Origin of the sequence: Synechococcus sp. C9, assembly GCF_022984075.1 — a bacterium.
GTDB lineage: Bacteria > Cyanobacteriota > Cyanobacteriia > Gloeomargaritales > Gloeomargaritaceae > Gloeomargarita.
Map to the genome: position 1 here is coordinate 1,770,532 of NZ_JALAAD010000001.1, position 22,419 is coordinate 1,792,950.

The window sequence follows — 22,419 nt, forward strand, 5'->3', positions numbered from 1 at the left end:
AAATAGCATTACGTTGAGGTTGACTTCTCCTATGGTGGCTCCCGAATTGCTCCAGATTGCCCAGCAGGCTCGTCAGGCGGCGCAACGGTTGGTGAGGCTGGATACGGCTACGAAAAATCAGGCTTTGTTGGCGATTACGGAGGCATTGCAGGCGCATCAGGAGGAAATTTTGGCGGCTAATCGGGAGGACATGGAGCGTTCCCAAGGGGAGGGGTTGGCACCGGCGTTGTTGCAACGGCTGAAATTGTCCCCGGATAAATTAGCGAGCAATATCCAAGGGGTGCGGGATGTGCGGGATTTACCTGACCCGGTGGGGCAACGGCAACTGCATCGGGAATTGGATGCGGGTTTGATCCTGGAACGGGTCACCTGTCCCTTGGGTGTGTTGGGGGTGATTTTCGAGGCACGGCCGGAGGCGGTGATCCAAATTACGGCGTTGGCACTCAAGTCGGGTAATGCGGTGATCCTCAAGGGGGGGCAGGAGGCGACCCATTCCTGTCAGGTGTTGGTCCGGGCGATTCACGCTGGGTTAGAGGGAACGGCCATTCCCCCGCAAGCGGTGCAATTGCTCACGACCCGGGCGGAAATTCAACAGTTGTTGGCCTTGGATGACTATGTGAACCTGTTGATCCCCAGGGGTTCTAATGCCTTTGTGCGTTATATTCAGGAACATTCTCGGATTCCGGTCTTGGGTCATGCGGACGGGTTGTGCCATCTGTACATTGACCAGCAGGTGGATATTCCCCAGGCGATTGCCTTGGCGGTGGACAGCAAGACCCAATACCCGGCGGCCTGTAATGCGATTGAGACCCTGTTGGTACATCAGGGCATTGCGGCGGAATTTTTGCCCCCCTGTGCGGCGGCGCTGGTGGCGAAGGGGGTGAAGTTGCGGGGGGATGAGGCCACGCAAAAAATTATCCCGGTGGCTCCGGCCACGGAAGCGGATTGGCGCACGGAATATCTGGATTTAATTCTGGCGATCAAGGTGGTGGATTCCCTGGCGGCGGCTATTGCCCACATCAATACCTATGGGTCGGGGCATACGGAGGCGATTGCTACTACCGACCCCCAGGCGGCGGCGCAGTTTATGGCGGAGGTGGATGCGGCGGGGGTGTATCACAACTGTTCCACCCGGTTTGCGGATGGGTTTCGCTATGGGTTTGGGGCGGAGGTGGGGATCAGTACCCAACGTTTGCCACCCCGGGGCCCGGTGGGGTTGGAGGGCTTGGTGACCTACAAATATCGGTTGTGGGGCCAGGGGCAGGTGGTGGCGACCTACAGTGGTGCCCAGGCGAAACGGTTTACCCATCGCAATTTGCCGCTCTAGGGCTGAAATACTTCGGTAACATCCTGGAGGGCTTGTGCCAGACTGCCCGCATCCGGGTAACGTTCGGAGGGCTTTTTCGCCAGACAGGCCATGACCACTTTGGCGAGACCCTCGGGGATATGGGCACCAAAGGGTTGGCTCCGAATGGGAATCGGTTCCATCTGGATATGGCACCTTAGCCACTGCTGACGGGGGCTGTTGTCAGCGATGCCAAAGGGGTTGGCGGCGGTCAGCATTTCGTAGGCAATCAACCCCAGGCTGTAGATGTCCGCCCGTTGGTCGGCGAGGCGGGCCCGGCCATCACACTGTTCTGGGGAGGCGTAGCGGTAGGTGCCCAAAAAACTGCCCACGGCGGTGAGTTGGGTGGCGGATTCCGTCTCCTGGATCACCCGGGCGATGCCAAAATCCAAAATTTTCACCAGTTCTTCCCCCAGGGGGCCGGGGAGGACGAAGATATTATCCGGTTTCAAATCCCGATGGACAATGTTATGACTATGGGCCGCCTGTAAGCCCGCACACACCTGGGTTAGGAGGGCAATGGTACGGGACACAGAGAGGGGTGCTTCCTGGCGGATCAGACTGCCCAAACTCTGCCCCCGCAGGTATTCCATGACGTAGAAGGGCACCTCATTCTGAATCACCCCGCTGTCACTGACCTGGACGATGTGGATGCTGTTGATTTTGGCGGTCACGGTAATTTCCCGTTGGAAGCGACGAATGCTCTGCTCCCCGTGGGTTGCTTCCTTGGGCAGACGGGTGAGGATTTTCACCGCCACTGGTTTGCGTAAATGCTGGTCGAGGGCGAGAAATACATCCCCCATCCCTCCACCCCCCAAATGCCGTTGCAGGAGATAGCGGCCGCCTTCCCCCACCGCCACTCCCTCCCACTGTTGCCCACAATCGGCAAAATTTCCCCTGGGGATGCTCGGCTGGGTCGTGCCCTCCGGGATGGGCGGGGTCGGACGGGGCGGTTGCCGGTGGTGGGTATGCCAAGGGATGCTCCCCAGGATCAACCCCCAGACCAGCAGGGGAGCGGCCAGGGGTATCCAGGTGGCACTGCTCAACCCCCAGACCAGGACGATCACGCCAGTGCCCCCAACCCCCAGCCAGAGGAGGTGGCGGCCATACCCCAGCAGTCCCACCCCCAGCAGTCCCCAAAGCCCAATCCACAGGGATTCCCAGGGTTCCGGCCAATAGTTCACTCCCCCCTGCCCACTGAGGGCCTGATCCAGGATTTGCGCCACCGCCTGGGCATGGAAGCGGATTTGGGGTTGTCGCTGTCCTTTGGGGGTTGACAACCAGGGTTGCCCGTTGGCCTGGAGTTGCTCCCCCACCAGTACCACCCGTCCCTGCACCTGGTCGGGGGTGAGGGTGTGCAACGCTTGCCACAGGCTGACTTCCTCCAGGGGTATTGGGTTGGGACGCAACAGCATTTGCCAGCCCCGCACCCGCAGTCCTTGGTACGGGCCACTGTGGGGCCGGAGGGGTCGCCACTGCCCCCGTCCCAGATACAGGGTGCGCCCGTCTGACCAGGGGGTGATGTCCCGCAGGGCGAGATAATGGGCCGCCACCAACAGCCCCAGGGAATGGTTGGGTTGACACGCCGAGGTGGCTGTGGCCGGAACCATCCCCCCCAGCGGATAACGCCGCACCACCCCATTGGGGCCCTCCGCCGGTAGGGAGGTACTGGCGGTTTGGGTCAGCCCCCGGCGCATCACCACGGTGGGAAACGCCCCCAAGGGTTCCCAGGATGCTGAAGGCGCACAACCCACCACCACCGGCACCTGCGCCGCCATCAACGCCGATGCCACCGTCTGCCCCTGGGGTAGCGTGAATGCCGTGTCCAGGGCAAACCCCACCACCCGGGGGCGCAGTTCCGCCAGCCGAAACAAGAGCTTTTGCAGGGTGGGTAGGGTGAGCTGATCCTGCCCCAGGCGCACCAAATCCTCATCCGTGACCAGCACCACCAGAAATCGCTCATCCAGACCAGGTGCCGGTTGCCCCCGCAACCACAGGTCATAGCTCCACAAATCCACCGCCTCTAAGCCGCCCCCACTCCGCACCAGCAAAACCAATGTGGTGCTGAGCAAACCCACCAATCCCGCCCTCAGCCAATGTCGTCGCTCCCGCCGTTTCACCCCCAAGCCGCCCCCTCCACCCCTTGGCGGCCCAATCCTACACCTGACCAGGTCGCCGGTGCCGATACCACAGCCAACCCAGCACCCCCGCCCCCACCAAACCGTAGGCGAGAAACGCCTGCCCCGCCAGGGTAACGTCCAACTCCGGTGCCCAACCCATCCCCTTCACCGCCAGGGAAAACGCCGCCACCGCCGGTACCAAAGTCAACCAGAGGGGCCACAGGCTCACCAAAGCCGTCAGGGGCATCCAACCGGAACTCCCCGTCAGCACCTCCTCCGACCCCACCGCCAAAGCCATCCCCGCCAAAACCAACAGCCCCAACACCCAATACCGGCGGGTACGAAAAATGTAATTGAATACCGGCGGTTTGACCATACATTTCCCCAGACCGAGCGTGGCAAAAAGGATTGTTACACTTAAACCTATCTTGAATTCAGCCCAATTAAGTCTTAATATAGCTTTTCTGGCGCAATCCGGGCAGGATTTCTTGCAAATGATTGACCACCTGTTGAATTTCCGCCTCGGTGGTTCCCCGCCCCAAGCCAAACCGCACCGAACTGGCCGCCTGCGCCGCCGACCGCCCCAACGCCCGTAGGACATGGGAGGGTTGCCCCGTACTGCACGCTGACCCGGAGGATACCGCCACCACCGGTTGTAACTGCCGATGCAGTTCCGCCCCGTTCACTCCCAGAAATGTCACATTCAGATTCCCCGCCAACCGGGGTGACCAAGCCCCATTGAGTAAGACATCCTCTAGCTTTTGTAATTCCTGCCAGAGATGGGTACGCAGGGCCAACAACCGGGCCTGTTCCCGCTCCCGTTCCGCCATCGCCAACGTTAAAGCCGCCCCCAACCCCACCACTAGGGGCACCGCTAAGGTTCCCGCCCGCCATCCCTGTTCTTGACCGCCCCCGTGCAGTTGGGGCACCAGTGGGACAGACCGCCGGACAAAGAGGGCACCCACCCCCTTGGGACCCCCGATTTTGTGCGCCGTCAGGGATAGCAGATCAATGGGCAGTGCCTGCAGATCCAAGGGAATTTTCCCCACCGCCTGTGCCGCATCCGTGTGAAATAGAATGCCCCGCTCCCGGCAGACTGCCCCAATCGCCGCCAAGGGTTGCTGCACGCCGATTTCATTATTCGCCGCCATCACCGACACCAAAATCGTATCCGGTTGCAACGCCGCCCGCAGATGTTCCACATCCACCAACCCATCGGCCGCCACCGGCAGATAGGTGACCCGAAACCCCAGGGATTCCAGGTAGGCACAGGGTTCCAGCACCGCCCGGTGTTCCGTTTGCACCGTCAGGATATGCCGCCCGTGACCGTAGAGCGCCGCCGCCACCCCCTTGATGGCGAGATTATTGGCCTCTGTCGCCCCGCTGGTGAAAATAATGCGTTCCGGCGTGGTATTGAGACTGGCGGCCACCTGTTCCCGGGCCAATTCCACCGCCGCCTGGGCCTCCCAACCATAGGAATGCCCCCGGCTGGCCGGATTCCCAAACATCTCCCGCCAATAGGGCATCATCGCCTGCCAAACCCGCTCATCCACCGGCGACGTGGCATGGTAATCCAGATAAATTGGGCGCATGGGCAAAGCATTAAATTGGGTTAATTTTTAGTGTAACCATTACCCCAAAAATACTGCTTCCGGAAGGCAATATGGCAATCCTATTTGATTAACGAAGAGAAATTCCCCAGAACCAAATACGGGGGCGGTGCCCCTGCAACCCCTGTTCTATTCTCATTTAGGACTGCTATAGAAATCCCTAATTCCAAGGTGTGTTAAGGTATGCCTATCCCTCACCCATCCGGCACGATGAAACCCGATTACACCCACATTACCGTAATTCTTGACCGTTCCGGCTCCATGCAGCGGATTGCCGACGATATTATTGGTGGATTTAATGATTTTGTGCATCAGCAAAAAGAAGGCACCGGCACCGCCACCCTGACCCTGGTGCAGTTTGACACCCAAGACCCCTACGAAGTCATCCATTGGTTCAAACCGATTGGGGAAATCCCCCCCTTAACCAACGAAACGTTTATTCCCCGTGCCAGTACCCCCCTATGGGATGCGGTGGGACGGGGCATTGAGGATTTAGAACGGAGTCTCAGCCTCCTCCCGCCCGAAGCCCAACCCGAACAGGTCGTCATGGTCGTGGTCACCGATGGGATGGAAAATGCCAGTCGCCAATTTCGGGGGGGTCAAATCCGGCGGATGATCACCGAAAAAAGCGAAAAATATCAATGGCAGTTTGTCTATCTCAGTGCCGATTTGAATGCGGTCAATGAAGCGGAAAAAACTGGATTTTCCAAGACTTCGAGCATGAGTTATGACCCCAATGCCGCCGGGGTGAAATCTGCCTGGCACTCCACCGCCGATACGATTAGAAAATACCGCAATAAATCCCAAGCTTCCGTACATTTTTCAGAAGAAGACCGCAAGCGTCAACAGTCGGAAACAAGGCGGCAACAGCAAACCCCAGAGCCGCCAGAGGAACATTCCTGATTTGTATTCCCTAAAAGTTCCATCAAATTGGGGCGGGCTGAGCAGGTTCTCATTTCGTTTGGGATGAAAGGATACCAATGCCACCCCTTTGACCCAGGTATCAGTCAGACGGTTGGCGGCGGGTTAACCACCAGCCGATAGCCCAGGCGATGGACGGTTTTAATCTGCACCGCAGGCGGTAGTTTTTTGCGTAGGCTGAGGATATGGGTGTCCAGACTCCGCCCGCAGGCACCCCCCCACACCTGCATCTGTAATATGTGCCGGGGCACCACCTCCCCCTGCGCCTGGAGCAAGCGTGCCAGCAGATGGAACTCATGGGGGGTGAGGGACAATTCCTGACCCTGGTAATCCCCCCGCCGGGTCAGCAAATCCAAACGTAAATCCCCAGCCTGTAACACCGTTTGCCCCTTGTGCCACCGCCGGGTCAATGCCTGCACCCGTGCCACAAACTGCGCCAATCCAAAGGGTTTCACCAAATAATCATCCGCTCCCGCCCCCAACCCCGCCACAATGTCGGCTTCCTGACTACGGGCAGAAATGATCAACAGCACCCCCAACGACCGTTGGCTAAACCAGGTCGCCAACTGTAACCCCTCATCCCAGGTCTGCGGCCAATCCAAATCCAACACCAGCATGATCCCATTCGCCGTCAGGGTATATCCTTGCGCCAATTCCCCCAGCAAGGTGACCCGATACCCCACCTGCTGTAAATGCCAGCCCAACAAGAGCCGCAACTGTTGATTGGGAATCAGCAGGACAACCGGCAAGATTACCAGTCACACAAAGTACGAATTTGTTGCCGACAATTGCTGGTCGCCACCCGCAGGGTTTCCTGGGTGCGTTGGTACTCCACAGGATTGCCCTGCTGGAGATACAAATCCGCCGCCCGCCGCAGGTCCTCAATCCCCTCCCGGATTTTCCCCACGTTATACAACAGCACCCCCCGGTTGTACCAGGCTTCCGCATAGGTAGGACGCAGTTCCACCGCCTGGGAATAGTCCCCAATCGCCCCCATCCGATCCCCCAGGGCCGAGCGCGCCAACCCCCGTCCCACATAGGGTTCCGCATAGCTAGGGTCGAGCCGAATCGCCTGGTCAAAATCCTGGATCGCCCCCTGTTGATCCCGTTGAATGTAACGGATCACCCCCCGGGTGGCAAAAGCGGCGGCATAGTTGGGATTGGCCCGCACCGCCTGGGAAAGCTGATTCATCGCCCCGGCAATATCCCCCTGCCGATAACGGTCACTGGCTAACAGGTAAAAATCATCCGCTCGACCCGGATTGGCGGCTACTGGTGCGGATTTGGGGGTTACCGGGCGAGGCGGGGTAGGGGTCGTCGGTGCCACCGCCACCACCGTCGGACGGGGAGCCATGCTCAAGTAGGTATTGATGGGGATGCCCAGATTGAACCCGGTTTTCACATACACCGTTTCCGATTGCCGCTCCAACTGGCCGCCATCCGCCCGCCCATGTACCCCGATCAATTTAGCTTGCCGATCCAACACCGGCCCGCCGCTCATCCCCGGCAACGTACTATTGCTGTACACCAACCCATATCCATCCGCCAAAGGCTTGCTGGCATTGGCCGTTACCCGCCCCGTAGTGAAGTTGTACACCGGCTCCGTGATCGCCGCCCCCGGCTTGGGAAACCCCGCCACATACACCGGACTGCCTTCCGTTGCCTTAGTCGCATCCCCCAAATTCGCCACCGGATAGGTCTTATCACTCGTAAACTTGGCCGTTGCCATGTCCACACCGGCCATTTTTTGTACCGTACTGTACTTGAGAGGATATTTTTGTTTATCAGATGTGATAATATCGTACTCATCTTGTACAGGGAGAACGTGCGCCGCTGTTAATACGGTGTAGGTATTGCCTTCCCGCCCCACAATAATTCCAGAGCCAGGATTCACCCCATCAATCAATACCGTAATTCCTTTCGCAACCTTGGCGACCGCCGCCACATCATCCGCTGAGTCTAGGGGACGTTGCCAGAGCATGACCCCCCCTGTAGCCAATAGTGCCACGGTCACGCCGCAACTAATGCGTTTCATGTTAGCCGTCTCCCACTTTCGCTTGCATTTTATTATACCGAGAGTGAGGCAAAATTTCGGAGCAATTCCGAAAAATAGAGCCAGAAAGAGAATCACCGCTTACACTGAACTTGTGATCATTGGTACGGGCGAGGCGAATGGTGCAACCGGCGACCGAATTATATCTCGTGACGGGGGCAACGGGTCAAATTGGCCGGCGGGTGGTGCATCAACTGCGACACCAGGGCCAGCGGGTACGGGCATGGGTGCGGCTGGGATCAAACTATCAAGATTTAGCGGATGCGGGCGCAGAATTATATTTCGGGGATATTACCCAACGGGAAGATATTTGGACAGCCATGACCGGTGTCAATTATGTGATCAGCACCCACAATCACCCTCAGCAAATTCTTCAGATTCATCTCAAAAGTAATTTGCATCTCATCGAAGTTGCCCATAAATTTGGGGTGGAATGTTTCACTTATATTTCGGGTTTGGGTGTGGATCAATATGCCCGGAATGCACCCCTTTTGGAAGCTAAATTAGCCATTGAAAATGAATTGCTGAATCGTACATTAAACTATGTCATTTTACGCCCGCCCTTACTTAATCACTATCTGTTACCCTGGTTGCGGCAATTGCAGAAAACCGGAAGTTTAATTTTAACCGGGGATGGACATTTGCGCCATGCTTGGATTAGTTTGGATGACCTAGCCCATATTACCGTAAAAGCCACCCAAAATCCTGCATTCCGGCGACAGATTTTCCCCGTAGGTGGGTCGCCCCTCAGCCGTTGGGAGGTAATTCACCTGTATCAAAAACTCACCCAGTCCCAACCCATGATTATCCCAGTGCCATTGCCAATCTTAGATGGGGTACGGTGGGGTTTACAATGGTTGCAACAGGAGGAAGACCTCGGTACTTTGAAAACCCTATTCAGCCATGAATTTATTTGCGGTGAAAGGGACATTAAACAGTTAGAAAATCACCTTGATATTCAACTCGAACCCCTCGAACAATTCTTGCAACGTTATTTGGGATTGAATTGAGAATCCCAGGGGCACTGTCCCCAAAGTTCGTTTTTTAGAATCGTGGTTTGCCCAAGGGTTTTGCCACCAGCACGATTAGGTGGGCTGGCGATACTTTGCGTCACTGTCCTCCCATACCTGATGCGGACGACCCAAGGCAATCCCATTTTGTGCCAAACTTTGGACAACCCGACGACGAAATTCTCGACCCACCAGCCATTGCTGTCCCGGTTGGGTTTTGAGCCAAACCCGCAGAAGTAACCCCTCATGCCCAGCCGCATCAATGCCTAACACTTCCGGGAATTCCATCAAACTTTGCCGCCAGTCCGGGTCAGCATAAAATTCCTGCGTAACTTTTTTGAGCACCTGGAGGGCTTGGGTAGGGTCGGTTTGACAGTCCACTAAAATCTCAAAATTGACCCGTGACCACAGCCGAGTCAAATTAGAAACTTTGATAATACTGCTGTTGGGAATCGTGATTAAACAGCCCTCGGGATTCCGCAGTTGGGTAATCCGCAAACTCATACTTTCTACCATACCTGTATATTCCCCAATTTGGACAATATCCCCAATTCCAAACTGGTCTTCCCAAAGAATTAAAAGACCATTGATAATATCTTTAATGACGTTCTGTGACCCCAGGGAAATAGCTAAAGCGATCAAACCACCCAAGGCAAATATCGAACTAATTGGTACCCCTAATGTATTAAGTATATAACTGGTTCGGATAAAATAAATTAGCGCATTTTTCACCCCCCGCAGGGTTTCCATCGTCGTCGAAATTCGCAGTGACTTACGGGTCAGTTCACCGGTTTCAAACAAATTATACTTTTCCCAGGCTTGCTGTAACCGGTCAATCAAAAAATCCCCGGCTTTACTGCCCAAACCTGTGACAAACCACATACTCAGCCATAGGATGGGCAGATGTAAAAGCTGGTTAGCAACCGCCCTGGTCTGGGGAAAAATCGCAAGAATATAGGATACTCCTGCCAACCAAACTGCAAATTGTATCCACAGTAAAATATACTCAAATAAAGAAATTACTTTCTTTCTATGTTCGTAGTCAAAATAGGATTTAATGTGGTTGATAAATTCAATTCTTTGTCGGTTTAAGCCGTGAGTATTCGGTGATGGTTGCTCTGGTTGTTTTGGAGTATTTTTTAAGGTCATAATTTGTTTTTGTATATACAATTTACGGCGGTTGATGAAGTATTGCAATCCCAGTAGAATTAAACTAATAAATAATACAAAAATAAGAGCCTGAACCGCTTGGTATATTTGACCTAAGAGGGCTTTGGGTGTCCTCTGGGAAATAGCCTCTTGAAGATTGTTTTGAATAATACCTCGCCATGCTTCAGCAAGTTCGGGGATAGGGATGCCATTGTAAGACGAATCAAGCTCTGTAACCGTCAGAATGGTAATATTTTGTTTTTGGTCTTCTGTCCGACCTAAAATTACGGTTTCATTGTTCAACGTCGCCACAGAAATGATTACTTTAGGCTCACGATTATCGAGTAGGTTTTGTGTGTAAGGTGCCACAATCCGGCGCAAATTGGCTTCAATCAGTTCCGCCCGAATTTCAACTGGGATCAGTTTATTAGCATTATTACGATCTCGCACCGTCGGTGAGGCAATTGTAAATAAACTTTTCCCATCAAATACCACATCAGTAGTTTCGATATTTCCATAACGGGTGACATGACTTGGTAAAACGACCTGGGATTGTTGCTGGGGAATGGGAAGTTGTCCCCAACCCACTTGGACAGGGAATAGCACCGTTGTTAACGTGATTAACCATACAGCGAACATTCGATAGATAAAATGCAATCGCATCGGCATCAATGGTCCTAAACCCATGACTTTCCATAGGTTACCAAAATTTGATAATCATTTGACGATGTTTGCTGAGGTTCAGTCACGTATTTGATGGTTAATCGCCTTGGCAGTATCACAACATTAGCGGGTGGGTTGATTGCCAGAGAGGACATTAAAGGCTTAACTTAGAGGGCATCTCTATTTATTTGAGCCAACCCATACGTTGGCATATCCCTAGTACCCAGAACCAAAGGCGGGGGTGCCCCTGCGACCACTAACTTTGAATTTATAGAGGTTCCCTAGAGTAACAAGCAGGGTGATTAACACTCTGAGATGCTTTTCCCAAGGTATTGGTACTCATCCACACCAGTCCTTGCTGGTCAATCGGGGTGTAAGTACGCCGTGAAACGTGGCTATTTCACAACCATTAGGGGATGGTTTATGCTAAAAGAATGACGTTATTTTTGGAACAACATGGTAGGGAATTGGCAGGATGGTTATGTCATAGAAATCCCTTATACCCAAGGGTTTTATCACCACCTCAGTCCGGCGAATTTGATCCTGTGTTTGTTGGCGAAACAGGTGAAGTTTCCCCCGATTGGGCAACCGTTTACCTATTGCGAATTGGCCTGCGGGCATGGGTTAACCACCAATCTGTTGGCGGCGGCCTATCCTCAAGGGGACTTTTATGCAACAGATTTTAACCCCACCCATATTCATCAAGCCCGGGACTTAGCGGCGGCGGCGGGTTTGAGCAATGTCACCTTTAGTGATCAGAGTTTTCAGGAGTATTTAGAGGCGGATTTGCCTGCTTTTGATTTTATTAGTTTGCACGGGATTTATAGTTGGATTAGTCCTGAAAATCGCCGGGTGATCCAAGCCTTTCTCCAAAAATATCTGAAGGTGGGGGGGGTGGTTTATGTGTCCTACAATACTCTGCCGGGTTGGGGGGTGCTGGCGCCCATTCAAAAGTTGATGAACTTTTATCGGGGGCGGAGCAGTGGGGTAGCGGTAGAACGCTTAAAATTGGCTTTGGAATTGGTGGAATTGTTAAAAACCAATCAAGCGGTGTATTTACAACATCCTTGGCTGGCCAGTCGTTTGGAACAATTAAAAACCCAGGATGTGCATTATCTCGTGCATGAATTTTTCAATGAACATTGGCATCCCCTGTATGTGGATGAAGTGATGACGGAAATGGGTCATGCCAAATTAAGTTATGTGGGTTCGGCGCATTTGGTGGATCATGTGGATGCGTTTAATTTGCCCCCGGCGGCGATCAACCATTTGGCAACCTTGAGTGACCCGGTGTTGCGGGAATTGGTGCGGGATTTTTACCTCAATAGCCAGTTTCGCCGGGATGTGTATGTGCGGGGGCCGGTCGGAATGCCTGGGGAAGCCCAGGCGCAGATTCTACAAAATATGGCTTTTATCTTGACGGTTTTGCCCAGTCTGGTGAAGCTGGAACATCAAACCACGGCGGGACAGGTGCAATTGCAGGCGAGTTTGTATCAGCCGGTGGTGGAGCATTTGGCGCAGGGGCCGGTGACGGTGGCGGAATTGGTGACCCGCTTGGCTCCCCAGGGGATAACGTTACAGCAGATCGGCCAGACGTTGATTGTGCTGACGGGGTTGGGGTATGCCCATCCGGTGGTGGGGGAGGGTGGGTTGTGCACGGAGCGGTTTAACCGGGTGATTGTGGAACGGGCGGAACTGGGGGGGGAATTGCAGTTTTTGGCGAGTCCGGTGATTGGTAATGGGGTGAAGGTTTCCCATTTGGAACTGCTGTTTTTGTTGGCGGCGCAACGGCAGGCACCCCCGGTGGCGTTTGTTTCAGAGATTCTCGCCCGGCGGGGATTGCAACTCACCCACGAGGGCAAGGTGTTGGATACCCCGGAGGCGACCCTGGGGTTTTTGCGGGAACAGGCGGTGCAATTTGCCCAGCACGGACAACCCCTGCTGCAACGGTTGGGGATTTAAGGGGTCGGGGTTAGGCTCGATATTCTCCCATCAGGCGCAGAATCGGTTCCGTGTTGGAAGGGCGCAGACTGAACCAGGCGTTGGGGGTGCTGAGTTTGATCCCATCGGTCATGTCCACGGTGACCTGATCCGGGTCAAACCGTTGCCAGAGATGCGCCAGTTCCGGGTGGTGCGCCTGGGTGGTGTGGGTGTCGGCGGGGGGGATATGGGTGTGCAGGGTTAAACCGTTGCCCGCAAATTCTAGCCTGATATGGGCTTCGGAAGCGCCGAGACGGATGTACTGGTTTTGGATGGTCAATGGCGGTAATGCCTCTCGCCAACGCCGGAAGAGGGTGCGTAGGGGTTCTCCACTGTCCCCCGCCAATGCCAGTTTGCATTTCACACTCCGCCAGGGGGGAATGTCCTGGATCAAGGCAGAAAGAGAACGGCCGGTGCTCGCCAAGAGGCTGAGGATCAACCCCATCGCCCCCATGCCGTCCCGGGCCAGATGCACCTGGGGGACAATGATGCCGCCACTGCCTTCCCCCCCCAAAATCGCCTGATGGGTCTGTACCCCGGCCACCACATTCATTTCCCCAACCGCCGTGCGGACAATTTTCACCCCCGGATAGGCTGTTTCCAGGGCGTGGGTCGTAACTGTATTTACCACCAAAGTGCCGTTGGGATGGCGACTCAACCGCTCCCAGGCGCACAGCACCACCGTGTGTTCCTCGTTGACCGCTTCCCCCCGTTCGTCCACCAACACCAACCGGTCCCCGTCCGGGTCGGCGGCAAATCCTAGGTCGCAGTGGGCCGTACGCACCAACCGTTGCAGGGTAGTCAAATGGGCGGGCAGGGGTTCCGGTTCCCGGCTGAAATACCCGTGCAATTCCGTATGGCAGGCCACCACCTCGCACCCCAAGGCCTGCAAAAATCCTTGCCAGAGCACCGCCCCGCTATTGCAGGCATCCAGGGCCACCCGAAACCGGCGGGCTTGAATCGCCCCGGTGGGGAGCATACGCAGTACCGCATTTTGGTGGGCCGTAAAGGCTTCGGGAGCCGTCACCACCGCAGGGACCTGGTCCAGGGGCAATTCCGGGGCGTGCAACTCCCGGCGGCAGGTTTCCAGGGCTTGCCAATCGGCGGTCGAGAGGAAAAACCCCTGGTGATTGAGAAACTTTAACCCGTTCCACTGGGGGGGATTGTGGCTGGCGGTGACCATTACCCCGGCGTGGCAGTCCGCCTCATGGCTGAGGGTAAATTGCACCGTTGGCGTTAAGGTCAACCCCAAATCCACCACCCGACAGCCCACACTTGCCAAACCCGCCCGCACCACATCCGCCACCATCACTGCCGAATTGCGGCCATCCCGTCCCAACACCACCGTCGGTCGGGGGTAGGTTTGCTTCACCCACACCCCAAACCCCTGGGCATAGCTGAGCAGGGTCGCCGGATTGAGATTTCCCCCCTGCTGGTCCACCGTCCCCCGCAACCCGGCAATGCCCGCCTGGAGTGTCATACGGCTTCCGCATCCCGTTCGCCCGTGCGGATACGAATCGCCCCCTCAATCGGCGAAATGAAAATCTTACCGTCCCCAATTTCCCCGGTGCGAGCCGCCGCAATTACCTTGTCAATGACCAAGTCCACCTGGCTGTCTTCCACAATGATTTCCAGTTTTAATTTTTGTAAAAATTCCACCGTGTATTCCGAACCCCGATACCGTTCGGTCTGCCCCCGTTGGCGGCCAAAGCCCCGCACTTCCGAGACGGTCATGCCCACGATGCCCGCATTCACCAGGGCAATTTTCACCTCATCGAGCTTAAAAGGGCGGATAATCGCTTCGATTTTTTTCATACACTCCTCAAAGGCAAGGTAATGGAATCCTCCTGACCCTGCTGTTTTATCATTGCTCCCAAGGGAGGACTTGTAACCAATGATACCGGATGGGGGGCACATTCCCGTATTACCGCAGGCGGTGCTGGACTATCTGCAACCCCGAGCGGGAGCGCATTTTCTGGATGCAACGGTGGGCTTGGGGGGGCATAGTGAATTATTGTTACAAACCCCGGGGATTCAGTTAACCGCTATTGACCGGGATGGGGAGGCTTTAGCCCTGGCGCAACGGCGGTTGCAGGGGTATCCGGTGACCTGGTGGCAGGGAAATTTTAGCGAGTATCCGGGGGGGGAATTTGACGGCATTCTGGCGGATTTGGGGGTGAGTTCCCTGCATTTGGATACCCCAGGGCGGGGGTTTAGTTTTCGCCACCCTGGACCTCTGGATATGCGGATGGACCAACGGCAAACCCTGACGGCGGCCACGTTGGTGAACCAGGCCAGCGAGACGGAGTTGGTGGCCCTGTTTAGCCGCTATGGGGAAGCCCCCTTTGCCCGCCGCATTGCTCGCCGGATTGTGCAAAACCGCCCCTTTACCGATACGTTGCGTTTGGCGGACACCATTCGGCAGGGTCTGCCACCGGGGGCCCGGTATGGGCGCATCCACCCAGCAACTCAGGTCTTTCAAGCCCTACGGGTGGCGGTGAATGGGGAGTTGGAGAGCTTGGAGCGATTTTTGGAACGGGCACCCACTTGGCTGAAACCGGGGGGGCGGTTGGTGGTCATCAGTTTTCACAGTCTGGAGGACCGGTTGGTGAAATGGGCATTCCGTCGGCATGAAGGGCTGGAAATTTTAACTCCCAAACCGATTACCCCCAGTGCCCAGGAACAGCGGCAGAATCCCCGTTCCCGCTCGGCGAAATTGCGCTCAGCCCAGCGACGGTAACCTTGGGGGCCAAGGGATTGGAACCTGGCATTCTATAATGGGCAAATCGAAAGTCTTGCCATCATTGCCCTATGACCAGCTTCGCCTGTGAATATCGCCCGGGGTTAGAGGGGGTGCCGGTCACCCAGTCCAGCATTAGTTATGTGGATGGTCAGCAGGGCATTTTGGAATATCGGGGGATTCCCATTCAGGAATTGGCCGCCAAAAGTAGTTTTTTGGAGGTGGCTTACCTGCTCATTTGGGGGGTACTGCCGACGGCGAGTGAATTGCACGCTTTTGAACACGAAATCACCTACCACCGGCGGGTGAAATACCGCATCCGGGACATGATGAAATGTTTTCCCGAAAGTGGCCACCCCATGGATGCGCTCCAGGCGTCGGCGGCGGCTTTGGGGCTGTTTTACTCCCGGCGGGCGTTGGATGACCCCCAGTACATTCGGGCGGCGGTGGTGCGCCTATTGGCGAAAATTCCCACGATGGTGGCGGCGTTTCAACACATCCGCAAAGGCAATGACCCGGTGCAACCCCGGGACGACCAAAACTATGCCGCCAATTTCCTCTATATGTTGCGGGAACAGGTGCCCCATGAACTGGAAGCCCGGGCGTTGGATGTGTGTTTGACCCTGCACGCTGAACATACGATCAATGCGTCCACCTTTGCGGCGATGGTTACGGCATCCACCCTGACCGACCCCTACGGCGTAGTGGCTTCGGCAGTGGGTACCCTGGCGGGGCCATTGCACGGGGGGGCGAATGAGGATGTGATGCAAATGATTGAACAAATCGGCACGGTAGATCAAGTGGAACCGTTTATTGAACGATTGCTGGTGGAAAAAGCCCGCATTCCTGGGTTTGGGCATCGGGTCTATAAGGTGAAAGACCCCCGGGCCACAATTTTGCAAAACCTGGCTAAGGAATTGTTTGCGGAATTTGGGGCAGACACCTACTACGATATTGCGGTGGAAATTGAACGGGTGGTCGTAGAACGGCTGGGACACAAGGGCATTTATCCGAATGTGGATTTTTATTCCGGTTTGGTCTATCGCAAACTAGGAATTCCCAATGATTTATTTACCCCCGTATTTGCCATCGCCCGGGTAGCGGGTTGGTTAGCCCATTGGAAGGAACAATTAAACCACAATCGCATTTTCCGTCCCACCCAAATTTATGTGGGGGGTCACGATTTACCCTACATTTCTATTGAAGAACGGACGGATTAGGGTTTTGGTAGGTTCTCAGAGTTGTGGGCAATATAATAATCCTACTTGATTTACATTGGGGCACCTCTATTTATTTGTATTACCAGGAGGTTATCTCGCTGGAATGCCAATATTATTGAGAACTACAGACGGGGGCGGTGTGCGACCCCTGTTCCATTTTCATTTAGGATTGCTATATATAAACGATGGAGAGTGGTAGAATTGGCTGTAGGTTCAGCAGATTTAGCGAGTGATGTGGAGTTTGAACGTCCGAATGATTATCTGGATAATCCAGGGTTTCGTAGTATGCACCGCAGTGTAGAGCAGAGTTTTGATGAAATTTATGTTATAGATTTACACGGCAATACCAAGAAGAAAGCAGTGGTTCCCGATGGTTTCAAAGATGAGAATGTGTTTGACGTTCAGCAGGGAGTATCGGTCAGTTTAATGCTTAGAAAAGGAGTTTAACACCATGACGGCACAGCAAGTAAATCAGCCATCTAGTCTAATTAAGGAAATTATTTTTTTGGTTGAAGAAGATGTGGAAGGCGGTTATTGTGCCCAGGCATTAGGGGAATCGATTTTCACACAAGCTGATGATCTGGAATCTCTGCGATTAATGGTTAGAGATGCTGTGGAATGTCACTTTCTTAATCCAGAGGAACGACCTCGGGTGATTCGGCTACACATTGTACGGGATGAGGTCTTTACTTTATGAAGTTACCTCGTGACATCACAGGGGAAACATTAGCAATTGCTCTCAATCGTTTCGGCTATAAAATAGTACGTCAAACAGGTAGTCATCTTCGCCTCACGACACAAAAGGAAGGTGAACATCATATTACTATCCCCAATCATTCACCCCTCAAAACCGGAATACTTAATGCTATCTTGAAAGATGTTGCTTCTCATTTCAAAATTAGTCGAGATGATTTGCTGAAACAATTATTCGATTAACTAATGACTCAAATCTACCACGTCCACCTCTACGGTACTCGTAGTGGAATTTCAACTGTACCCTATAAATATAGTCATTTCACAAATAGATGCGACACTTTTTAGGCACTGGTAATCGCTCTATCCCCTTCTAGGAAAGGGGTTGTAGGTAAAAGTGAATGTCGCAAACTTGTTTGAAATTACTATACTTAAAAGGCTGTATAACAATCCTATGTGATTAACGAATGGAAATTTCCCAGAACCAAATGCGGGGGCGGTGCCCCTGCGACCCCTGTTCTATTTTTTTATTTAGGATTACTGTATAACAATTCTATGTGATTAACAAATGGAAATTTCCCAGAACCATACACCGCAGGTGCTTCTTGTACGGGGGCGGCGCCCCTGCGACCCGTGTTCTTTTTTTTTTTTTCATTTAGGCTTTTCGGGAATTACAGCCTGTTCACCAATTAAAGGACGGATACCAAGCATCTGATTTCCAAGGGTTAGTGCTAATGAATGAGGCTTAGAGTCGGTGGGTTTACAGCCCTATTCCGTAACTATTGAAAAGGCTGTAACTAGGGTTGCCGTAGGATTGCTATAGCTAGGTAGGTTAAGGTTGTTGCCTTAAGATTCTGGGAAACCAATGTGGGGCTACGCCCAGCGACCCATATCATGTCAACCTTTGTATGCTTAGCTATAGAGCTACAAAAAACCCCCATTGCTGGGGGTCAGGGTTAATCATTCATTAGCAAAATGAGCCACTATTGCTTCAGCGTTGGGTTAGTAGTCAAAATCCCCGCCGCCGGGAGCCGCTGGTGCCTTTTCCTTGGGTTCCGGCTTGTCCACCACAATACATTCGGTGGTCAACACCATCCCCGCAATGGAAGCCGCATTTTGTAACGCCGAACGGGTCACCTTGGCCGGGTCCACAATCCCCGCTTCAAACATATTGCGGAAGGTGCCTTGGGCGGCATCGTAACCCACATCAAAGGCTTTGTCCTTCACCTGGTCGGCAATCACCGCCCCGTTCACCCCGGCGTTTTCGGCAATCCGCATCAGGGGAGCGGTCAAGGCACGGCTGACGATCAACGCCCCGGTCAATTCCTCGTTGCTCAGGTGTTCCTTCGCCCAGGCTTCCAACTCAGGAGCTAAGTGCGCCAGGGTGGTACCACCCCCAGGGACGATCCCCTCTTCCACAGCGGCTTTGGTGGCGTTGATGGCATCCTCCAGGCGCAGTTTTTTGTCCTTCATTTCGGTTTCCGTGGCGGCACCGACTTTGATCACCGCTACCCCGCCCGCCAATTTCGCCAGGCGTTCTTGCAGTTTTTCCTTGTCGTAGGTGGAGTCGGTTTCCTCGATTTGCTTGCGGATTTGTTCGCACCGGGCTTTCACCGCCGCCTCATTCCCTTCCGCAATGATGGTGGTGTGGTCCTTGGTGATGTTCACCCGCCGGGCTTTACCCAGCATATCCATCCGCACGTTGTCGAGTTTGGAGCCGGTTTCCTCGGAAATGACTTGCCCACCGGTCAACACGGCGATGTCCTGCAACATGGCCTTGCGCCGGTCGCCAAACCCAGGGGCTTTCACGGCGGCCACGTTCAACACGCCCCGCAGTTTGTTCACCACCAGGGTCGCCAGGGCTTCTTTTTCAATATCCTCGGCGATGATCAACAACGGTTTGCCCGCCCGCGCCACTTGCTCCAGCACCGGCACCAAATCCTGCACCAGGGTAATTTTCTTGTCGGTGATCAGGATCAGGGCATCTTCCTGGACGGTTTCCATCCGCTCCGGGTCGGTGGCAAAGTAGGGGGAAATGTACCCCTTGTCAAAGCGCATCCCTTCGGTGACTTCCAGTTCGGTGGTGGTGGATTTGCCTTCTTCCAGGGAAATGACCCCTTCCTTGCCCACCTTGTCCATCGCATCGGCGATCATCTTGCCCACTTCCTCGTCATTCCCGGCGGAGATGGAGGCCACTTGGGCAATGGCTTTGGAGTCTTCCACCGGGCGGGCGTGGCTGGCAATTTTTTCCACTACGAAATGGGTAGCTTTGTCAATCCCCCGCTTCAGGGCAATGGGATTAGCACCAGCGGCCACGTTGCGTAACCCCTCTTTGACCATCGCATGGGCCAATACGGTAGCGGTGGTTGTCCCGTCCCCGGCCACATCGTTGGTTTTGGAGGCGGCTTGGCGGATCAGGGCTACCCCCGTGTTTTCGACATGGTCTTCCAGTTCGATTTCCTTGGCGATGGTCACCCCGTCATTGACGATTTGGGGCGCACCGAATTTCTTTTCCAATACCACGTTCCGCCCCTTGGGCCCGAGGGTGACGGCGACGGATTCCGCCAGGATGTCCATCCCCCGCTCTAGGGCGCGGCGAGCTTCTTCGTAATAGAGAATTTTCTTAGCCATGAGTGAAAACCTCCTTCAGGGTTACTTGACCGTAGCGAGAATGTCTTTTTCCGCCAGCAGGACGTATTCCTCACTGCCGATTTTGATCTCGGTGCCAGCGTACTTGGAGTACAGCACCTTGTCGCCGACTTTGACTTCTAGGGGTTGCCGTTTCCCATCCTCATCCCGTTTGCCAGGACCCACGGCGGCTACTTCGCCAATTTGGGGTTTCTCCTTGGCGGTGTCGGGCAGGAGGATGCCCCCGGCGGTTTTTTCCTCAGATTGACTCACTTTCACCAGTACCCGGTCTCCCAACGGGGTGACGGTGGAGACATTCAACGTGATGGTTGCCATAAATGACGCTCCCAATGTCATTAAAATTAGACCTGGAGTTGCTGTCCAGAGGTTTGCGACCCTGACCTAGCACTCTCAGCCTTCGAGTGCTAATTTAGCGTACCCGGTGCCGGGACTTGGGTACGGGTTTCCGAACTGGGGGTTGTGTGAATCAGCGCAAAGTTTTGTGGGGAAGTATGACAAAGGGTGGGGCGGGGGGGCGGGCTGGTTTTAGGATGGGGGTGATTGATTTCTGGAGTGTTGCCCATGAATTCCCTACTGTTGACCGTACCGACGACGGTGCCCTGGTCCCCCAGTGTGGCTGTGGTGATGGTGGGTTGCAATTTGTTTGCGGTGGCGATTGGTTATTACGCCATCGAGGGCAAGGGGGTGGGGCCGGCTCTGCCTTTGCCGGAGTTATTCAAAGGGTTTGGGGTACCGGAGTTGTTGGCGACGGCGGCGCTGGGGCATCTGTTGGGGACGGGGATGGTGTTGGGTTTGGCCAATTCGGGACTGCTCTAAATATCAATTCTGAATTAAGGGCACTTCATAAAAATAGGTGGCAGGGGCGTAGCCCCCGTTAACCAAGCACCTGCGGTGTATGGTTCGGGAGAGTATGGGCATTCCAGCGAGATAAACTGGGTGCAAATCATGATAGGGGTGCCCTTAATCTGGCATTGCATTAGATGAATGCCCTGTCCCGACTTCTTACAATAGAGATAGTGACGTTTGGGGGTACAGGCAATGCAAGGGGGAATCCGGGTCGGTTCATTATTTGGCATCCCCCTGTACCTCGACCCGTCCTGGTTTGTGATCGCCCTGTTGGTGACCTGGGCCAATCGTCTGCGCTGGCGGCAGTTGTACCCGGATTGGCCGGGGAGTTGGGTATGGGGCATGGGCTTCCTGTTGGCGCTGGGACTGTTCGGCTCGGTATTACTGCATGAGTTGGGGCACAGTCTGGTGGCGAAGGCGCAGGGGGTGAAGGTGCGCTCGATCACCCTGTTTTTGTTTGGGGGGGTGGCGACTTTGGAGCAGGAATCCCGTACCCCCATGCAGGCGTTGCGGGTGGCGATTGCGGGGCCGCTGGTGAGTCTCGGGCTGGCGGTGGGGTTCATGGGCCTCACCCAGCAGTTGGGGAGTTCTCCCTGGGGGCGGATCACCCAGGAGTTGATGGCGATGAACTGGATTTTGGGGGTTTTTAACCTGATTCCAGGTCTCCCCTTGGATGGGGGACAGGTGCTCAAGGCCTGCATTTGGCAAGTGACGGGCAGTCCGTTTCGGGGGGTGCAGTGGGCGGCGGCCTTTGGTTGGGCGTTGGGTACCCTGGGGATGGTGTTGGGCATATTTGCCTTTTTGGGTGGGGCGGCGGGAGGGCTGTGGCTGGCCTTGATTGGCTGGTTTATGGCCAGCAATGCCCAGACCTATCGGCAGTATAGTGTCCTGCAAGAAATTCTTTTGAAAACCCGGGTTCACCAGATCATGAGCCGGGACTTTCGGGTCTTGGGGGCAGAATTGTGTCTGCGGGATTTTGTGGATTTGTATTGTTTGCCCGCCCAAACCCCGGAGATTTATTTTGCTGAGGCGGATGGGCGTTATTTGGGCTTGGTGGACAGCGGGCGATTGTCCCGGATTGAACGCAGTCAGTGGGCCACCACGTCCCTGGCGGCGATTGTGATCCCCTTGGACGAATTGCCCAGCATCCGGGAGCAGGACAGCCTGGCCCAGGCAATCATTACCCTGGGGGATGCCCATGCTTGGTTGCTGGTGCGTTCTCCGGCGGGGGGGGTGCAGGGCTTGGTGATGCGGGGGGATGTGCTGAAACCGTTGGCACCCTTTTTGGGACTGAGTGGGACGGACTTGGAGCGGGTGAACCGGGAGGGGCGTTATCCCCAGGGCTTGAATTTAGTCCCCTTGGCGCAAAAAGCCCTGGAATTGTCCGCCACGCTCCCAGAAACCCAGCATTAACCGGGAC

The 22,419-nt window shown here is 54.8% G+C and carries 21 protein-coding genes; 11 read left to right on the forward strand and 10 right to left on the reverse strand.

Annotated features, from left to right (window positions below; genetic code table 11):
• Nucleotides 1-31: 31 nt before the first annotated feature.
• Complete coding sequence (locus tag MLD66_RS08695) at nucleotides 32-1,327, forward strand: glutamate-5-semialdehyde dehydrogenase (protein WP_247217000.1); 1,296 nt, start codon at nucleotides 32-34, stop codon at nucleotides 1,325-1,327.
• Here MLD66_RS08695 and MLD66_RS08700 read toward each other — a convergent pair.
• The 3 genes from MLD66_RS08700 to MLD66_RS08710 all read right to left on the reverse strand — a co-directional run bounded on the left by MLD66_RS08700 (nucleotide 1,324) and on the right by MLD66_RS08710 (nucleotide 5,057).
• Complete coding sequence (locus MLD66_RS08700; protein WP_247217002.1) at nucleotides 1,324-3,465, reverse strand: CHASE2 domain-containing protein; 2,142 nt, start codon at nucleotides 3,463-3,465, stop codon at nucleotides 1,324-1,326. The genes MLD66_RS08695 and MLD66_RS08700 overlap by 4 nt on opposite strands.
• Before the next feature lie 37 nt (nucleotides 3,466-3,502).
• Nucleotides 3,503-3,841 carry a hypothetical protein gene (locus MLD66_RS14525; protein WP_281438442.1) on the reverse strand — a complete coding sequence of 113 codons (339 nt, stop codon included), beginning with the start codon at nucleotides 3,839-3,841 and terminating at the stop codon, nucleotides 3,503-3,505.
• A gap of 67 nt (nucleotides 3,842-3,908) precedes the next feature.
• Nucleotides 3,909-5,057, reverse strand: a complete 1,149-nt coding sequence (locus MLD66_RS08710; protein WP_247217004.1) for a cysteine desulfurase family protein — start codon at nucleotides 5,055-5,057, stop codon at nucleotides 3,909-3,911.
• A gap of 228 nt (nucleotides 5,058-5,285) precedes the next feature.
• Between MLD66_RS08710 and MLD66_RS08715 the strand changes: the two genes are divergently transcribed.
• Entirely contained in the window at nucleotides 5,286-5,978 is a 693-nt protein-coding gene (locus MLD66_RS08715; protein ID WP_247217005.1) for a hypothetical protein, read from the forward strand.
• A 104-nt stretch (nucleotides 5,979-6,082) separates the two neighbouring features.
• Here MLD66_RS08715 and MLD66_RS08720 read toward each other — a convergent pair whose 3' ends face one another.
• Both MLD66_RS08720 and MLD66_RS08725 read right to left on the reverse strand, forming a co-directional pair.
• On the reverse strand, nucleotides 6,083-6,745 hold the full coding sequence (locus MLD66_RS08720) for a response regulator transcription factor (RefSeq protein WP_247217006.1): 663 nt from the start codon (nucleotides 6,743-6,745) through the stop codon (nucleotides 6,083-6,085).
• Nucleotides 6,746-6,747: 2 nt separating this feature from the next.
• Nucleotides 6,748-8,031, reverse strand: a complete 1,284-nt coding sequence (locus MLD66_RS08725; RefSeq protein WP_247217007.1) for a tetratricopeptide repeat-containing serine protease family protein — start codon at nucleotides 8,029-8,031, stop codon at nucleotides 6,748-6,750.
• A 137-nt stretch (nucleotides 8,032-8,168) separates the two neighbouring features.
• Between MLD66_RS08725 and MLD66_RS08730 the strand changes: the two genes are divergently transcribed.
• Nucleotides 8,169-9,059, forward strand: a complete 891-nt coding sequence (locus MLD66_RS08730; RefSeq protein ID WP_247217008.1) for an SDR family oxidoreductase — start codon at nucleotides 8,169-8,171, stop codon at nucleotides 9,057-9,059.
• A gap of 75 nt (nucleotides 9,060-9,134) precedes the next feature.
• Here MLD66_RS08730 and MLD66_RS08735 read toward each other — a convergent pair whose 3' ends face one another.
• The gene (locus tag MLD66_RS08735; protein WP_247217009.1) at nucleotides 9,135-10,877 is read right to left on the reverse strand and encodes a mechanosensitive ion channel family protein; all 1,743 of its coding nucleotides are present in this window, start codon (nucleotides 10,875-10,877) and stop codon (nucleotides 9,135-9,137) included.
• A 450-nt stretch (nucleotides 10,878-11,327) separates the two neighbouring features.
• Here MLD66_RS08735 and MLD66_RS08740 point away from each other — a divergent pair, with 450 nt between their 5' ends.
• A complete protein-coding gene (locus MLD66_RS08740; RefSeq protein ID WP_247217011.1) occupies nucleotides 11,328-12,833 on the forward strand; it encodes a class I SAM-dependent methyltransferase in 1,506 nt (501 codons plus the stop codon).
• Nucleotides 12,834-12,843: 10 nt separating this feature from the next.
• Here MLD66_RS08740 and MLD66_RS08745 read toward each other — a convergent pair whose 3' ends face one another.
• Together MLD66_RS08745 and MLD66_RS08750 are read right to left on the reverse strand one after the other, a co-directional pair.
• Nucleotides 12,844-14,331: a hypothetical protein gene (locus tag MLD66_RS08745; protein ID WP_247217020.1), complete on the reverse strand. Its 1,488-nt coding sequence runs from the start codon at nucleotides 14,329-14,331 to the stop codon at nucleotides 12,844-12,846.
• Nucleotides 14,328-14,666, reverse strand: a complete 339-nt coding sequence (locus MLD66_RS08750; RefSeq protein WP_247217022.1) for a P-II family nitrogen regulator — start codon at nucleotides 14,664-14,666, stop codon at nucleotides 14,328-14,330. Before MLD66_RS08750 ends, MLD66_RS08745 begins: the two co-directional genes overlap by 4 nt.
• Before the next feature lie 79 nt (nucleotides 14,667-14,745).
• Here MLD66_RS08750 and rsmH point away from each other — a divergent pair, with 79 nt between their 5' ends.
• The 5 genes from rsmH to MLD66_RS08775 all read left to right on the forward strand — a co-directional run bounded on the left by rsmH (nucleotide 14,746) and on the right by MLD66_RS08775 (nucleotide 17,747).
• Nucleotides 14,746-15,591: a 16S rRNA (cytosine(1402)-N(4))-methyltransferase RsmH gene (gene rsmH / locus MLD66_RS08755; RefSeq protein WP_247217025.1), complete on the forward strand. Its 846-nt coding sequence runs from the start codon at nucleotides 14,746-14,748 to the stop codon at nucleotides 15,589-15,591.
• Between the two features lie 71 nt (nucleotides 15,592-15,662).
• Nucleotides 15,663-16,811 (forward strand): citrate synthase, encoded by a 1,149-nt coding sequence (locus tag MLD66_RS08760; RefSeq protein ID WP_247217027.1) that lies wholly within the window; start codon nucleotides 15,663-15,665, stop codon nucleotides 16,809-16,811.
• Between the two features lie 192 nt (nucleotides 16,812-17,003).
• Nucleotides 17,004-17,258: a hypothetical protein gene (locus MLD66_RS08765; RefSeq protein WP_247217029.1), complete on the forward strand. Its 255-nt coding sequence runs from the start codon at nucleotides 17,004-17,006 to the stop codon at nucleotides 17,256-17,258.
• Nucleotides 17,259-17,262: 4 nt separating this feature from the next.
• Nucleotides 17,263-17,508: a 2-oxoisovalerate dehydrogenase gene (locus MLD66_RS08770; RefSeq protein WP_247217031.1), complete on the forward strand. Its 246-nt coding sequence runs from the start codon at nucleotides 17,263-17,265 to the stop codon at nucleotides 17,506-17,508.
• The gene (locus MLD66_RS08775; protein ID WP_247217032.1) at nucleotides 17,505-17,747 is read left to right on the forward strand and encodes a type II toxin-antitoxin system HicA family toxin; all 243 of its coding nucleotides are present in this window, start codon (nucleotides 17,505-17,507) and stop codon (nucleotides 17,745-17,747) included. The genes MLD66_RS08770 and MLD66_RS08775 overlap by 4 nt, the downstream gene beginning before the upstream one ends.
• 759 nt (nucleotides 17,748-18,506) lie before the next feature.
• Here MLD66_RS08775 and groL read toward each other — a convergent pair.
• Nucleotides 18,507-20,135, reverse strand: a complete 1,629-nt coding sequence (groL, locus tag MLD66_RS08780) for a chaperonin GroEL (RefSeq protein WP_247217034.1) — start codon at nucleotides 20,133-20,135, stop codon at nucleotides 18,507-18,509.
• 21 nt (nucleotides 20,136-20,156) lie between these two features.
• Nucleotides 20,157-20,468, reverse strand: coding sequence for a co-chaperone GroES (gene groES, locus MLD66_RS08785; RefSeq protein ID WP_247217036.1), 312 nt, complete (start codon nucleotides 20,466-20,468; stop codon nucleotides 20,157-20,159).
• 246 nt (nucleotides 20,469-20,714) lie between these two features.
• On the opposite strand from groES, the gene psaK reads away from it, so the two are divergent.
• Together psaK and MLD66_RS08795 are read left to right on the forward strand one after the other, a co-directional pair.
• Nucleotides 20,715-20,969: a photosystem I reaction center subunit PsaK gene (gene psaK, locus MLD66_RS08790; RefSeq protein WP_247217038.1), complete on the forward strand. Its 255-nt coding sequence runs from the start codon at nucleotides 20,715-20,717 to the stop codon at nucleotides 20,967-20,969.
• A 222-nt stretch (nucleotides 20,970-21,191) separates the two neighbouring features.
• Nucleotides 21,192-22,412, forward strand: coding sequence for a site-2 protease family protein (locus MLD66_RS08795; RefSeq protein WP_247217040.1), 1,221 nt, complete (start codon nucleotides 21,192-21,194; stop codon nucleotides 22,410-22,412).
• The last annotated feature ends 7 nt before the right edge of the window (nucleotides 22,413-22,419 follow it).